The organism is Pseudodesulfovibrio halophilus DSM 5663 (assembly GCF_059568665.1).
In genome coordinates this window covers 15,145-30,130 of sequence record NZ_JCANTV010000003.1, presented here as the reverse complement: position 1 = coordinate 30,130, position 14,986 = coordinate 15,145, and the positions used below count along the sequence as shown (strand labels likewise).

Annotated in this window: 15 protein-coding genes; 12 read left to right on the top strand and 3 right to left on the bottom strand. The window is 62.8% G+C overall.

The genetic code is table 11. The features are described 5' to 3' along the window. Positions 1-95 precede the first annotated feature (95 nt). The 5 genes from BR24_RS01095 (at position 96) to BR24_RS01075 (ending at position 5,498) form a co-directional block, all read left to right on the top strand. Entirely contained in the window at positions 96-2,144 is a 2,049-nt protein-coding gene (locus tag BR24_RS01095; protein ID WP_496539669.1) for a ribonuclease catalytic domain-containing protein, read from the top strand. Between the two features lie 45 nt (positions 2,145-2,189). Beyond that, positions 2,190-3,239 carry an FAD-dependent oxidoreductase gene (locus tag BR24_RS01090; protein ID WP_496539668.1) on the top strand — a complete coding sequence of 350 codons (1,050 nt, stop codon included), beginning with the start codon at positions 2,190-2,192 and terminating at the stop codon, positions 3,237-3,239. Positions 3,240-3,241: 2 nt separating this feature from the next. Beyond that, on the top strand, positions 3,242-3,745 hold the full coding sequence (locus BR24_RS01085; RefSeq protein ID WP_496539667.1) for a 4Fe-4S dicluster domain-containing protein: 504 nt from the start codon (positions 3,242-3,244) through the stop codon (positions 3,743-3,745). Between the two features lie 70 nt (positions 3,746-3,815). Continuing rightward, positions 3,816-4,454: a glycerol-3-phosphate 1-O-acyltransferase PlsY gene (gene plsY / locus BR24_RS01080; RefSeq protein ID WP_496539666.1), complete on the top strand. Its 639-nt coding sequence runs from the start codon at positions 3,816-3,818 to the stop codon at positions 4,452-4,454. Between the two features lie 72 nt (positions 4,455-4,526). Beyond that, a complete protein-coding gene (locus tag BR24_RS01075) occupies positions 4,527-5,498 on the top strand; it encodes a cation diffusion facilitator family transporter (RefSeq protein ID WP_496539665.1) in 972 nt (323 codons plus the stop codon). 5 nt (positions 5,499-5,503) lie between these two features. Here the strand turns inward: BR24_RS01075 and hflX are convergent, their stop codons facing one another. The 3 genes from hflX to BR24_RS01060 form a co-directional block, all read right to left on the bottom strand. Beyond that, positions 5,504-6,970 carry a GTPase HflX gene (gene hflX / locus BR24_RS01070; RefSeq protein WP_496539664.1) on the bottom strand — a complete coding sequence of 489 codons (1,467 nt, stop codon included), beginning with the start codon at positions 6,968-6,970 and terminating at the stop codon, positions 5,504-5,506. Between the two features lie 324 nt (positions 6,971-7,294). Next, positions 7,295-7,888 (bottom strand): IMP cyclohydrolase, encoded by a 594-nt coding sequence (locus BR24_RS01065; RefSeq protein ID WP_496539663.1) that lies wholly within the window; start codon positions 7,886-7,888, stop codon positions 7,295-7,297. A 183-nt stretch (positions 7,889-8,071) separates the two neighbouring features. Next, positions 8,072-8,635 (bottom strand): tetratricopeptide repeat protein, encoded by a 564-nt coding sequence (locus BR24_RS01060; RefSeq protein WP_496539662.1) that lies wholly within the window; start codon positions 8,633-8,635, stop codon positions 8,072-8,074. A 425-nt stretch (positions 8,636-9,060) separates the two neighbouring features. On the opposite strand from BR24_RS01060, the gene flgB reads away from it, so the two are divergent. From flgB to BR24_RS01025, 7 genes are read left to right on the top strand one after another with little or no spacing between them, the layout of a single operon-like run. Continuing rightward, entirely contained in the window at positions 9,061-9,471 is a 411-nt protein-coding gene (flgB, locus tag BR24_RS01055; RefSeq protein WP_496539661.1) for a flagellar basal body rod protein FlgB, read from the top strand. Between the two features lie 2 nt (positions 9,472-9,473). Next, the gene (gene flgC / locus BR24_RS01050) at positions 9,474-9,914 is read left to right on the top strand and encodes a flagellar basal body rod protein FlgC (protein WP_496539660.1); all 441 of its coding nucleotides are present in this window, start codon (positions 9,474-9,476) and stop codon (positions 9,912-9,914) included. 22 nt (positions 9,915-9,936) lie between these two features. Further along, the gene (gene fliE / locus BR24_RS01045; protein WP_496539659.1) at positions 9,937-10,275 is read left to right on the top strand and encodes a flagellar hook-basal body complex protein FliE; all 339 of its coding nucleotides are present in this window, start codon (positions 9,937-9,939) and stop codon (positions 10,273-10,275) included. A 53-nt stretch (positions 10,276-10,328) separates the two neighbouring features. Continuing rightward, entirely contained in the window at positions 10,329-11,921 is a 1,593-nt protein-coding gene (gene fliF / locus BR24_RS01040) for a flagellar basal-body MS-ring/collar protein FliF (RefSeq protein ID WP_496539658.1), read from the top strand. Positions 11,922-11,924: 3 nt separating this feature from the next. Then, the gene (fliG, locus tag BR24_RS01035; protein WP_496539657.1) at positions 11,925-12,923 is read left to right on the top strand and encodes a flagellar motor switch protein FliG; all 999 of its coding nucleotides are present in this window, start codon (positions 11,925-11,927) and stop codon (positions 12,921-12,923) included. Beyond that, positions 12,910-13,671: a FliH/SctL family protein gene (locus tag BR24_RS01030; protein WP_496539656.1), complete on the top strand. Its 762-nt coding sequence runs from the start codon at positions 12,910-12,912 to the stop codon at positions 13,669-13,671. Before fliG ends, BR24_RS01030 begins: the two co-directional genes overlap by 14 nt. Further along, complete coding sequence (locus BR24_RS01025; RefSeq protein WP_496539655.1) at positions 13,672-14,985, top strand: FliI/YscN family ATPase; 1,314 nt, start codon at positions 13,672-13,674, stop codon at positions 14,983-14,985. It begins immediately after the preceding gene. Position 14,986 lies beyond the last annotated feature (1 nt).

Here is a 14,986-nt window from a genome sequence, read left to right as displayed (position 1 = left end):
AGCGGACGTGAAATGCGATAGACGGGGATACGGCTTCCGGGCGCGCTGCGTGCCCCGAAGCCCTTTTCATCACAGCCGACACCACCAAGCGATACATGGCCAAAAACACCCTGCTGACCAACATACGTCCCGGTTCCGTCGTGGAATTCATGCAAGGCGACCAGCCGCAGCTGGCATTCGTGCTCGACGAGCAGTCCGGCAAGCTCCGGCTGTGGACCATCAACAAGCGCGAGACCAAGATGCCCGCTGCCCGCGTTCTGCCATGGGCCGGCCCCAACTACGCGCCTGACGCCTCCAAGCAGGAGATTCAGGACATCCTGAACCGGCATCAGGAGAAGCGCGGCGAGATACAGGCCGGGCTGGACGTGATGGAGCTCTGGGAGCTCTCGCAGGGCGAACTGCCCGAAGCGGACGTCAGGTGGTTTGCCGATCTGCTCTGGGAAGACATCAGCCCGGACCGGCTCGCGGCCCTCGGCAGAGCCATGCTCTCCACCAAGACCCACTTCAAGTTCCGCCCGCCGAGATTCGAGATCTACACCCACGAGCAGGTGGAGCAGCGCCTTAGACAGCAGGCCGAGGAAAAGGCCCGCGAGGCCGTAACCCGCGCCGGACAGGACCTCTTCAAGGCGCTCTGGGACGCCCGCAAGCACGGCAGCGAGCCCAAGCCGCCGAAACTGGACGAAGAGGTGGCCGAAAGCCTCGCCCGCCTGCTCAAGGCCGCCGTGGCCGACTGCCTCGACGACCGCCAGCAGCAGATATGGACAGCCGTGAGAAAGGGTCTCCCCGACCATCCGCACCTGCCGCTGCAGCTGGCCCAGACCTGGGGCATCCTGCCCGAGCACCACAATTTTCATCTGGACCTCGCCGGTTTCGAATGGGGAGACGACTGGTCCGCCGAGCATGAACAGGAAATCAAGGCGCTGCAAGAACGGTTCGAGGCCGCACGCCGCGAGCCGATTGAAACGCCCTTTGAATCCATCGACGGCCCCACCACCCGCGATATCGACGACGCATTCTTCATCGAACGTGACGGCGACGGGTACCGGCTTCAGCTGGCACTTGCCCGTCCCACCGCGCACTGGGAGTTCGGCTCCGGACTGGACCGCGCCGTCTTCAACCGCGTCACGAGCCTCTACCTGCCCGAAGGCTCCAGCCACATGCTGCCGGAGACCCTCGGCACCGGGCTGTACAGCCTGCTTGAAAACGAGGACCGCCCCGCGCTGGTCGCCGAGTTCCGGCTGGACGCGCATGGCAACCTTGTCGAAACCGCCCCCCGCCTCGACTGGGTACGGCTCAAGGCCAACACCACCTATGAAGCGGTGGAGAAGCGCCTCGACGAAGACGACGGCACCTACGCCGTGGCCCATGAACTCTCCGAAAAGCTCATTGAACGCCGCATCGACAACGGAGCCTGCATCATCCGCAAGCCCGAGCCGGAAGTCAGGGTGGAAGGATTTCCCGGCAACGCCGACGTGCGAATCGTAATGAAGGACGCCTATCCGCGCAGCGAACTGATCGTCAGCGAATTCATGATCCTCGCCAACCGGGGGCTTGCCGAATGGGCGCAGGAACACGGCGTCACCCTGATGCACCGCACGCAGGCCATAGCCCTGCCCCCGGAAGCGGCCGGAATCTTTACCGACCCGTCAGACATCGCGGCAGTGGTGCGGCTGCTGGCCCCCACCTCGGTGGAGACCTCCCCGCGCCCTCACGCCGCGCTCGGCGTGGACGTCTACGCTCCCTGCACCTCGCCGCTTCGCCGCTACACCGATTTTCTGAACATGGCGCAGATCGAATCCTACCTGAAGGACGGTCAGGCGCGCCTTTCCAAGGAAGACATGGAAGCCCTGCTTCCCGGCCTTTCCGCCCGCATCCAGTCCGTGACGCAGGTACAGCGGTTCCGCCCGCGGTACTGGAAGCTGCACTACCTCGCCCTGCGCAAGAACGAGTGGCACTCCGCGCTGGTGGCCGACGAAAACGGCCCCCTGCCCAATCTGGCCATGCCGGAACTGCAGATCAACGTACGCGCGCCACTCAAACTGCTGGGCGACAAACTCTATCCCGGCCAGCGCTTCGCCATTCGCTTTGGCAGGATCGACCCGCTTACCAACGAGATCAGGGTCGTCGAGGCGCTGGAAGAATAACCAACCCACCGGGCCAGTTACCGGCCCACCGCATCGGAGAAACGCATGAACGCCATGAACTTCAACTTTCTCAGAAGCGAGCCCCTGCCCTGCAACGGCCGCCGCGTCGCGGTCGTGGGGGCCGGACCTTCCGGGCTCGCAGCCGCCGGATACCTCGGCGGACTGGGCTATCAGGTGGAGGTCTACGACAAGCTGCCCTCGCCCGGCGGCCTCATGACCTTCGGCATCCCCTCGCACCGAATCCCCACCGACCGCATCGAGGATGGGGTGCGCCTGCTCGAGCGCAAGCTCGGCGTCAATTTTCACTGCTCCACCAAGGTCTGCTGCTCCGCCCCGCTGCACGAGGAAGAGGGCGACCACTTCTCCGCCGACATGATCGGTCTCGGCGAAATGGTGGAAGACCACGACGCGGTCCTTATCTGCACCGGCGCGTGGAAATCCCGCAGACTCGGCATTCCCGGCGAAGACCTCCCCGGCTCGTATTCCGGGCTGGAATTCCTCTTCCCTATTCGTGCGGCCCGGTACGCCCGGCCCGACGTTTCCGTGCCCGACGTGGCCGGGAAGCGCGTGGCCGTCATCGGGGCGGGACACTCCGCCATGGACGCGGCGCACAGCGCCAACCACCTCGGCGCGGAAAAGGTTTCCGTCCTGTACCGGCGCACGAAACGCGACGCGCCCTGCGGCACCTTCGAGATCGACCGCCTTGAGGAACTGGGCATCGATTGGGTGGAGAAGGTCACCCCGCTCGAGCTGACCGGCGAGGACAGGGTTCGCGGCGTGCAACTGTCATGCGCCGACGGCTCCGAGACGGAGATGCCCGCCGACATGGTCATCATCGCCATCGGCGAAATCCCGACCCCGCCGTTCGCCGGCAAGCTCGGGCTGGAAAACATCCGCAAGGGTGACGTGCGCTGGCTGAACATGACCAGCATCGACAACGTCTTTGTGGCCGGCGACGTGCTCACCGGGCCGAGCAAAATCGGCAAGGCCGTGGAATCGGGACTCAAGGCGGCGCGCTCGCTCGGCAACTGGCTGGACCTTCGCGGCGAGAACCTCGAAGCGGCGTCCGAAGACGGCGAAAGCGCCCGGAGGTAGGCATGGAAGGCAAGACACTGTACATAGATTATTCCAAATGCATCGGTTGCGAGACCTGCGAGGCGGTCTGCGGATTCATCCACGACACGCCGCGCATCCACATGACCCGCACGCGTGACGGGCTCATGGTCCCGCTGTACTGTCGGCACTGCGAGGACGCGCCCTGCGCCAAGGCCTGCAAGAAGGGCGCGCTGGTTCGCGACCGCGACGGGGCCCTCGTGCTGCAGCCCATGCTCTGCCGTGGGTGCGAAACGCGCCAGTGCCTGCTGGCCTGCCCGTTCGGCGCAATATTCCTGACGTCGACGGGCGTTGCGGTACGCAAATGCGACCTGTGCGCCTCCCGCCGCGACATCGGCCTCGGCCCCGCGTGCGTGGAGATGTGCCCCTGCGGCGCGGTCATGCACGTGGAGCGCGATACGGTGCCCGAGCTGTGCACACAGGAGTCCGAGGAGGCCCTCAAGCGTGTCATCGCGCATATCCGCCCGGCTGTGAAGCGGCCCAAGTGACCGGCGGGACTTTTCAAAATCTCGTAAAACGGCTACAATCCGGCCTGTTGCAATTCACAAGGAGATCCGCATGAAACTTATACTGATACTTTTCGCCTTTTTCCTCGGCTCCCTGCCCTTCGGGCTCTACGTGGCCCGCACGTTCAAGGGCATCGACCCGCGCGAGGGGGGAAGCCGCAACACCGGCGCCACCAACGTGGCGCGCCTCTGCGGAACCAAGTACGGCATAACGGTGCTGGCCCTCGACCTGCTCAAGGGTTTTCTGCCGGTCGTCATGGCCGCCCAGCACGGCGGATGGCTCTTCACCAGCCTCGTGATGCTCGCCGCGGTTTTCGGGCACGCCTACTCTCCCTTCCTCGGGTGGAAGGGCGGCAAGGCCGTCGCCACCTCGGTGGGCGTTTTTCTCGGCGCGTCCTTCTGGATCGGGCTGATTGCCTCCGCCGCCTGCATCGGCGCGGTACTGCTCTCAGGCTACGTGAGCATGGGCTCCCTGACGTTTGCCGTCATGCTGCCGGTGCTCTCGCTGCTCTCCGGCAACATCGAGCTCCTGCCCGTCTCGCTCATCATCATGCTGCTGATCTTCTGGAAGCACCGGGAGAACATCCAGCGCCTGTCGAGCGGCCAGGAAAAGCCGTGGCGCCGCTCCAAGTACGCCGAAGGCGAGGAAAAGGCCTGGCGGACATTCGACGCGTCCGACGAAGACAAGTAATCCTCAGGCCCGCTCCGGCGGGCCTTTTTTCGCTCCGAGCATAAGCGGACAACCGCTCAGGAACCACTCATCATGCACATGCAAGCCGACCTGACCGACACCGACACACCGGTCCGCTACGCCTGGTACTCCGTGGCCGCCTCACTGCTCACGTTGGGCATGAAGTTCGGCGCATGGGCCATGACCGATTCCGTGGGGTTGCTCTCCGACGCCGCGGAATCCTTCATAAACCTCGCCGCGGGCCTCATGGCGCTCACCGCCATCACCGTGGCCATGCGCCCGGCGGACGATGACCACGCCTACGGACACGGCAAGGCGGAATACTTTTCCAGCGGCGTGGAGGGCGTGCTGATCATCATTGCGGCCGTGGGCATCGCCTGGGCCTCCTTCGACCGCTTCCTTCACCCAAGGCCCCTCACCAGCCTCGGCCCCGGCCTGATCCTCGCGGCGGTGTCGTCGGTGGTGAATTACGTCACCGCAAAGATCATGCTGCGCGCGTCAAAGCGGTTCGACTCCATCACCCTCGAAGCGGATGCAAAGCACCTGCTCACGGACGTCTGGACCTCCCTCGGCCTCGTGGCCGGGCTCTCGGTCCTCATCTTTTTCCCCGAGTACACCGTCCTCGACCCGATCATCGCCGTGCTCATGGCGGCCAACATCGTCTGGACCGGGGTCCAACTGGTTCAGCGTGCTATCAGAGGCCTCATGGACGACGCCCTGCCCGAGGAGGAACTGGAAATCATCGCCGAGGCGATCCGTGGCCGTGCGGGTGTTGATGCGGTATTTCACGGGCTCAGGACGCGCAAGGCAGGCGCCCTGCGCTTCATCGACTTCCATCTGCTGCTGCCGGGAGCCATGAGCGTCAAGGAATCGCACGACCTGTGCTGCGACATCGAGGACGACATCAAGCACAGGCTCGACAGCGCGCAGATCACCATCCATGTGGAGCCGCTGGAAGACCGCGCCTCGTTCGACGGAAAGGAAACCGGCGGCGCCTGCCAGCATGTGCTTTCCGGCGGATCGGAGGGACCTGTTCTGGAATAGGTTTCCTAGTTCGGAAGGTTGTCGAGAATTTCTTCCACCAACGGCTCGAGCGAAGGCCGGTCAAGCGCGGAGACGGTCAGGGCGTCCGGGAACACGTTGCCCATGGCGACACGTTCCTCCTCGTCCAGCCTGTCCCACTTGTTCAGCACGAGGATGGTCGGCGTATCAGCGAGGTCCATCTCGTTGATGATGCTGCGCACGGCCGCCACCTGCTCTTCCACCTCGGGATGCGAGGCATCCGCCACCAGAACCATGACATCCGCGGAATCCAGTTCCTCCAGTGTGGCCCGAAACGCCTCCTGAAGGTCCGCCGGAAGCCGCCGGATGAAGCCGACCGTGTCGGTCAGCACCACCTCGCGCTCACGCGGAAAGCGGATGCGCCGGCTGGTGGGGTCCAGCGTTGCGAACAGTTTGTTCTCCGCCAGCACCTCGGAGCCGGTGAGGGTGTTGAGCAGCGTCGACTTGCCCGCGTTGGTGTAACCCACGAGGGAGACTATGGGCAGCCCCGCCTTTGCGCGGCGCTCACGCGTCTGTCCGCGTCGCTTGCGGACCTGATCCAGCTCCTTCTTGAGCCGGGTCAGACGGTCCCGTGCCCGCCTGCGGTCGATCTCGAGCTTGGTCTCACCCGGGCCCCGCCCGCCGATGCCGCCAACGAGACGTGACATTGCCCTGTTCTTGCCCACGAGCCGAGGCAGCGCGTACTTGAGCTGAGCCATCTCCACCTGCAGCTTGCCCGAGCGGCTGGTGGCATGCTGGGCAAAGATATCCAGAATCAGCTGGGTGCGGTCGATGATCTTGCGCTCCGTCACCTCGGCGAGGTTGCGGATCTGCGCCGGAGAGAGATCCTGATCGAAGACGATGACGCCGGCATCGGCCTGAAGCGCCTTGACCTCGAGCTCGGCCAGCTTGCCCTTGCCCATTATGAACTTGGGATTGAGCTTGCGCACGCGCTGGATCATGGTGCCCGCCGCGTCGAGCCCGGCGGTTTCCGCAAGGTCGGCCAGCTCTTCGAGAGACAGCTCCTGCACCTGACGCGGCGCGGTGTCCACGCTGACCAGCAGCGCACGGTTCTCGTCGCTGACTTCGGCGGTTCCGGCCGATCGCGCCAGCTCGTCCTCCAGCGCATCCACGATGGCGGCGAGGTCCACGTCGAGCCGGTCCCAGCGGACAGGGTCCAGCACTTCGTAGCTCCGCCCTTCCACCTCCGCGGGCAACAGGTAGCCTACCTGTGCGGCCACCGGCTCCCCCTGTTCGCACATGAGCGCACACACATTGTCCAGTCGCAGGAACACCATGTCCATGAGGTCTTCCTGCGTCAGCTTTTCACCGCTTATGTGGGTATGCAGCAGTCGCAGGCCGCGCAGACGGCGGGAGCCCAGACGGGCACGTGGCAGCTCCGGGATGTAGATGGAGCCGGTATCGCCCACGAGCACCATGTACGGCTTGCCCGCACGGTCGATGAGCAGCGCCACCTGCCGTCCGATGTCCTCGCTGATGGAGGCCAGCTCACGAGCCTGCTCCGGGGTGAACCCCGAATCTATGGGATATGAACGAAAGTACAGTCTGTTCAGCCGCTTGAGCTGACTCGGTTTTAATCCCTGCGTATTGCCGCGCGCCTTCTGTGCTATGGGAGTGCTCCTTTGGTTTCACGCCGGTGGCGTCTGCCGCACGGTCTTGTCGTTAGTGGCAAAGACCGGGCGTCTTGGAAAAAAGCTCCTGAATGAGAATACCCGATTTCGGTCCTCTCGCTCAAGAAAAACGTCCTCCCCGGGACCGGGGAGGAGGCATGGTCAGTCTTATTCCTCGTGAGAGGCAAGATACTGCGAGATCATGCCGTCGTAACGGCTGGTGAGCTCGAACGTGCGGGCCGCCATTTCCTTGCGGAACCCGAGGGTGAGGCCGCCGTCCTGCAGCTCTTCCATGATGCGCTCATAGTATTCGGGGCCGGGCACCACCGCGATGCTGTGGTAGTTTTTCGCGGAAGCGCGAAGCATGCAGGGACCGCCGATGTCGATCTGCTCCACCGCGTCCTTGAGCGGCAGCTCCTGTTCGGCCGCCTTGGCGAAATCGTAGAGATTGACGCAGATGAGGTCGAACGGCGCGATGTCCAGCTCGGAGAGGGTCTGCATGTGCGACGGGTCATCCTTGTCGGCAAGGATGCCGCCATGAATCCTCGGATGCAGGGTCTTGACCCTTCCGCCGAGGATTTCGGGAAATTCGGTGACGTCGCTCACGGAAATGACGGGGAGGCCGGCTTCCGCGATCTTCTTCTTGGTACCGCCTGTGGAAACAAGCTCCACTCCGTTGTCCACGAGGAACCGGGCGAAGTCCACAAGGCCGCTTTTATCGGTGACGCTCAACAATGCGCGCTTGACGGGCAACAGGTCCATTCACAACCCCCTAATGTTTTTTGGGTGGTTGTGCCGGATTTGCACCGCAAAGGCAAGCGGCGGGCGCACTGCCCCGCTGATATGGTTCGCGACGCTCCCGGCCTCGTGTGAGGCTGGTCCCCCGCACTCACGCCGCCCATTGCGACGGGCGCGGGGGACCAACGGGAGGGGAGATACCGTTGGCTACGCCTGAATCTGGTTCAGGAGTTCGTTGGCCGCCTCGTGCTCCGGGTCGGCTTCCAGGATCCTGTTCAGATGGTCGGCGGCTTCGTCCTTTCGTTCAAGGCAGACGAGGCAGCCGGCCAGGGAGTAGCGGACTTCCTTGTTGTCGGGAGCCACCTCCAGGTGACTCTCCAGGAAGGGCATGATCTCCTTCAGGCGGTCGAGCTCATGTCCAAGCCTGATGAGGCTGAACAGGGCGACCATGTTTTCGGGGTTCTTCCGAAGGGCGTCGGCGAACTGCTCGAAGGCAGCCTCATGCTCGCCGAGTTCCATGCGGATGAGCCCGATGCCGGAAAAACTCTTGTCGGTGGGCTCGATTGCGTGGGCCTTGCCGTACAGCTCGAGGGCCTCCTCGAGAGCACCGCGCTGGATGGCTACGGTGGCCAGACCGATGTAGGGATCGGAATGGATGCCGTTGGAACCGATGGCCTTGAGGTAGTATTCCTCGGCCTTTTCGAGTTCACCCATGAACAGGTAGCACTCACCCAGTTCCTTGTTGATTTCGTAATCAAGATGACCACTCATGACATTTCCCCTCCAAAGGATGTCCCGTCCGGTTTGTGGTTGCGGACGGAAGTTGTTGTCAGGCGAATGTGCCTGAGCACTTTTAAGCAACGCGTGTGCCAAAAACTTTCACCAAGCCAGAAAACTCTGTGGCCGCCCGCGCACCAAAACCACATCCCTTTGAAATAAATAGCTAAAAACAATGAACACCACGATATCCTCTTTATTTCACTGGAAATGGAACTATTTGCCACCGCCATGTCAGCCATGAAGCTGACACTTCGGACTGAGGCAGGCACGCACCCTCACGCCACCCTAAAAGAAAAGTAATTCAAAACAACTACTTACACAAAATGGAACACCGATTGCTTAAGCTCACCCGAAACCGCCCGGAATTTTTTTCCGGCCACGGGGAGAAAACGGCTGAAAATGCAGGAGACACAGGCATGAAAGGACTTTTCGGATCGCACATCCACATTACCGCAAAGGTTCTTGACCTCCGGCTGGAACGTCAAAACGTTGTCACCGGAAACATTGCGAACCAGAATACCCCGAACTACCGCCCCCGCAGGCTGGAGTTCGAGGAAAAGATGCAGGACGCTCTGGCGCTGGACCAGCGCGGGAAGATGACCCGCACCCAGGAGAGCCACCTTCCGGCAGCGTTCGACGCCAACTCCTTCGAAGGCAACAACTGGAAGGAATTCCACGCCAAGCAGGTATACGGTGAAGACTCCGTGGACATCGACAAGGAAATGTCCACCATGGCCAAGAACTCCATGATGTACAACGCGCTGAGTCAGGTCATTAAGAAGAACTTCACCGGCATGGAAAAAGTCATCACCAAGGGGAGCATGTAATCATGGATTTCATGACCGCCTTAGATATCAGCGCGTCCGGCCTCAAGGCGCAGCGTTCGTACCTGAACGTCGTTTCCATGAACCTCGCCAACGCCCGGACCACACGCACAATGGAAGGCGGCCCATACCGCCGCAAGAGCGTGTCCTTCGAGTCCACCCCGGTGTACTCGCCCTTCGATCAGGCCATGTGGGACCAGAAGAACCGCGATCTGCACGGCGTCAAGGCCACCGGCGTGGTCAATGACAACCGCCCGTTCAAGCAGGTCTTCGACCCCAGCCACCCGGACGCCAACGACCAGGGCTACGTCTTCTACCCGGACATCAACGTGGTGGAGGAAATGGCGAACATGATGACCGCCACCCGGTCCTACGAGGCAAACGTCCAGACGGTTCAGTCCGTCAAGCGCATGTTCATGAAGGCCACGCGGATAGGCGCGGGCTAGGAAGCCTGAGGAGTAAGAGACGATGAATGTCAAGTCCGCAGCAGCAATGCAGGCATACGGCAGGGCCATGGCGCAGCAGAAGCAGCAGCGCGAGATGACGGCCAAGGTCAACGAGAACCTCAAGAAGCCGGAACAGCCCAGAACGCCCTTCGGCGACACCGTGGAGAACTCTCTGGCACGGGTCAACGAACTCCAGGGCGAAAAGAAGAAGATGATCGAGGAGTTCGCGTCCGGCAAGAACCAGAACGTGCACGAACTCATGATCCATATGCAGAAGGCCGGTCTGGCCATGTCCATGACCACGGCCGTGCGGAACAAGGTCATGGCCTCATATCAGAAAATTATGCAGATGCCCCTCTAGCCCTGACGGGATAAAGCAACCAAGAGCGACGAGCCACCCAGCGGAGAGAAACCATGCCGAGCTTCATCACAGACATCTGGAACAAGGTCACCAACTTCTGGTCCGACCGCACCCTGCCCCAGCGGGTGCTCATCGGCGGACTGGCCGTGTCTGTCATCATCGCCTTCATCCTGATGGTCTACTGGATGAACCGGCCCGACTACAAGGTGCTCTACACCAAGCTCTACCCCGAGGACGCCTCCAAGGTCGTGAACATGCTTCAGGCCTCCAAGGAGCCCTACAAGCTCCAGAACAACGGCTCCACCATCCTCGTCCCCGCCGACCGCGTCTACGAACTCCGCCTGAAGATCGCCGGGGAAGGCAACCTGCACGGCCAGGGCATCGGCTTCGAGATCTTCGACGAGATGAAGATCGGCCAGACCGACTTCGTCCAGCACGTCAACTACACGCGCGCCCTTCAGGGCGAGCTGGCCCGCACCATCAGCGAATTTCCCCAGGTGGAACGCGCCCGCGTCCATCTGGTCATCCCGGACAAGTCCCTGTTCATTGAGGAGCAGGTTCCGCCGTCCGCATCCGTGGTGCTCAAGCTCAAGAACGACGGCAAACTCGACGACAAGGAAATCCGCGGCATCGTCAACCTCGTGACCATGTCCGTGGAGGGACTCGACGAAAAGCACATCACCGTCACCAACATGAAGGGGCTGCCGCTCTACGAGCCGCAGGACGACGAGACCGGCGTGGGCATGTCCAACACTCAGCTCGAGTACAAGACCACCTACGAACGCAAGCTGGAACGCCGCATCATGGAGCTGCTCGGCCCCGTGGTCGGCCCCGAGAAGGTCATCGCGCGCGTCAACGCCGACATGGACTTCAGCCAGAAGACAATCCGCAAGGAAACCTACGACCCCGACGGCTCCGTGGTCCGCTCCGAGACCCGCAGCGAGGAAACCACCGAGGGCGCGGCCTCCATGGCAGGCGGCGAGCCCGACGTGAACTTCCGCGGCGACGGCTTCACCGGCACGCAGACAACGCAGGACTCCAGCCGCGAGACACGCACCACCAACTTCGAGATCAACAAGCAGGAAGAAAACATCATCGCTCCGGTGGGAGAGTTGCAGCGCCTGAGCATTGCGGTTATCGTGGACGGCAAGTACGCTGAAAACGAGGACGGCACGTTCACCTACGAGGAACGCACCGCCGAGGAGATGGAGAAGATCCGCAACCTCGTCACCAATGCGGCCGGTTTCGATCAGGTCAGGGGCGACTCCGTGGAAGTGACCAACGTCTCCTTCGGCGAGCCCGAACCGGTGGATTCCCAGACGCTCATGCGCACCATGCTGGAATACGCGCAGCGCCTCGGAAAGCCTTTCCTCAACGGCATACTGATCTTCCTCTTCCTGATCCTGGTCGTCAGGCCGGTGATCATGGCCCTGATCCGCCCCCGCGTCACCGAACACGAGGTGGAAGAAATGGCGGGCCTGCCCGGCGCGGAACGCCTGGCGCTGGAAGAGGACGAAGTGGACGAGGAAGCTCTGGACACCACCCGTCGTCTGGAGAACGCCAAGGCCCACGCCTCCCAGCTCTCGGAAGAGAACATGGATCAGGCTGTGCGTCTGCTCAAGAGCTGGCTCACTCAGGAGGCTTAGACCGTGAGCGACTTTTCCGGCCCCCAGAAAACCGCCATCGTGCTGCTCGCAATGGGCGAGAAATTCACGGCGGACGTATTCAAGCGCCTGGAGCGAAACGAGATCGCGGCCGTATCCAAGGCCATGCTCGAAACCGACTCCATCCCCAAGGAGCAGGTGCTCGAAGTCCTGAAGGAATACAACGAAGCCCTCGCCTACGGTGCGGAACTGCTCGTGGGCGGCGCGGATCAGGTCAAACGCATACTGACCAAGTCGCTGGACGCGGAGACGGCGAAGTACATCATGGACATGCTCGATCTGGACACCGGGCCCACGCCGTTCCAGGAGCTGGAGAACGTCAGCCCGCGCATTCTGGCCCAGATACTCAGGAACGAGCACCCGCAGACGCTGGCGCTCATCCTCGGCCACCTGCAGTCGGATCAGGCGGCAGAGCTCATCAGCAACCTTCCGGCAGGCGTCCGCGCCGAGGTGCTCATGCGCCTGGCCAAACTCGAAGCCGTTGCGGAGGACATGCTCATGGAAGTCGACAAGGTCCTGCAAAGCCAGCTCATCGCCATGGGCGGCAAAGAAGGCAAGAAGGTCGGCGGCGTACAGGCCGTTGCCGAGATTCTCAACGCGGTGGACCGCAACACCGAAGAGGACGTCCTCTCCGAAATCGAAGAGGAATCCACACAGATGGCGGAAGACATCAGGAACCTCATGTTCGTCTTCGAAGACATCAAGCAGATCGAAGACGTGGCCATCCGCGAAGTGCTCAAGGAGGTCTCCAACGAGGACCTCACCGTCGCCCTCAAGGGAGCCAGCGACGAACTCAAGGAAAAGTTCTTCAAGAACCTGTCCGAGCGCGCCAGCACCATGATCCGGGAAGACCTCGAGATCATGCCGCCGAAGAAGCTCTCCGAGGTGGAAAGCGCCCAGCAGAACGTGGTCAAGACCGTGCGCAGGCTGGAGGACGAGGGCAAGATAGTCATCAGCAGAGGAAGCGGCGATGTCTTCGTCTAGCGCCGACGAACCGGTCAGAACCCGCAACTCCGGCCGGGTCATCATGGGCATGGACACTCCCGGGCCCAATGAGATGAGCCTTCAGGAGCTTGAAGGGAAGAAGCGCCTGATGTGGGACGAAACCATCGACGAGGAGTACACCTCCCGCGTTCGGGCCCGCGCGCAGGCCATGGCCAAGGACATCCTCGCCAAGGCCATGAAGGAGGCAGACGCCCTCAAGGCCTCCGCGCACGAGGAAGGCTACAACGAGGGTCTCGCGCAGGCGCAGCAGCAGCTCGACCAGCACGTGTCCTCCATCAGCCAGACCTTTCAGGCCGCCGTGGAGTCGCTCGACAGTCAAGGGCGGAACCTCTGGAGCGCCAGACGCGACGACCTCCTCGCGCTCGTGAAGGCCGCCGTGGCCAAGACCATTCAGGTGGAACTTTCCGAGCAGCGCGTCGAATCATTGACGGCCCTGCTCGAAGAGGCCCTGACCAAGCTCGAGGAACAGCGCGAACTGACCATCCGCTGCGCCCCGCAGGACCAGGAGCTGCTCGACGAGCTCATGCGTCAGGCCAAAGAACGCAACCCCGGCATCGGCCACTGGCAGCTGCGGCCCGACCCGGCGCTGGAGAACGGCGGCGTGGTCGTGGAGACCGCGCAGGGCCGCGTGGACAACACGGTAGACTCCCGCTGGGCCGCCGTGGACCTCATCCTCGAGCAGATGACCCTGACGCAGACGTCGCAGGACGACTCCCCGGAAGAATAAATGGGCATCGACTGCAGGGACTCGATCAGTCTTCTCGAAGAGCTGGACCCGTGCCAGAGCTTCGGCAAGGTCACCAAGGTGGTGGGCCTCATTGCCGAAGGCCAGGGTATCAAGGCTCCGCTGGGCGCGGTTTGCCACCTGATGCCGGATGACGAGAGCGACCCCATCGCCGCCGAGGTGGTGGGATTCCGCGACAGCTCATGCCTGCTCATGCCCTACCGCGACATGCGCGGCATCGGACCGGGCAGCCTCATCCGAAATTCAAACGTCCCGCCGCACATTCCGGTCAGCTCCGAAATGCTGGGCCGGGCCGTGGACGCCTTCGGCGAGCCGCTGGACGGCAAGGGCGGCTTTGGCCCGACCGGGTATGCCCCGCTGCACCGGGAAGCGCCCAACCCGCTGGAGCGGCCTCGCATCAATGAACCGCTGGACGTGGGCGTGCGCGCCATCAACGGTCTGCTGACCCTCGGCAAGGGGCAGCGCGTGGGCATCATGGCTGGCTCAGGCGTAGGAAAGTCCACCCTTATGGGCATGATGGCCCGCTACACCGAGGCCGACGTGAACGTCATCGCCCTCGTCGGCGAGCGCGGCCGCGAAGTGGTCGAATTCATGGAGAACAGTCTTGGCGAGGAAGGCATGGCCCGCAGCGTCATGGTGGTGGCCACCAGCGACAAGAGCCCGCTCATCCGGCAACGCGCGGCTTATACCGCCACGGCCATCGCCGAATATTTCCGCGACGAGGGCAAGGACGTCCTGCTGATGATGGACTCGGTGACGCGCTTCGCCATGGCCGGACGCGAGGTGGGACTCGCCGCCGGAGAACCGCCGACCCGCGGCGGATACACGCCGAGCGTCTTCGCGCACCTGCCCCAGCTGTTGGAGCGCGCGGGCAAGAACCCCAAGGGCTCGATCACCGGCATCTACACCGTTCTCGTGGACGGCGACGACTTCAACGAGCCGGTCTGCGACGCCGTGCGTTCCATCCTCGACGGCCACATCGTGCTTACACGCGAGCTTGCGGATCAGGGTCACTACCCTTCCATCGACGTGCTCAAGAGCGTCAGCCGCCTGCGCTCCGACATCACCCCTGAGCAGGTTCAGCAGGACGGACGAGAGGTGACACGCCACATGGCGACCTTCAACCGCGTGGAAGACATGGTCAACATCGGTGCATACAAAAAGGGGGCGAACCCGGAGGTGGACAAAGCCATCGCCATGGTCGGCCCCATCAACAACTACCTTCGCCAGCTCGTCACGGAGCAGTCCACATTGGATGACGCCTACGGCAGACTGCGCGACCTCGCGGGCAAGTAGC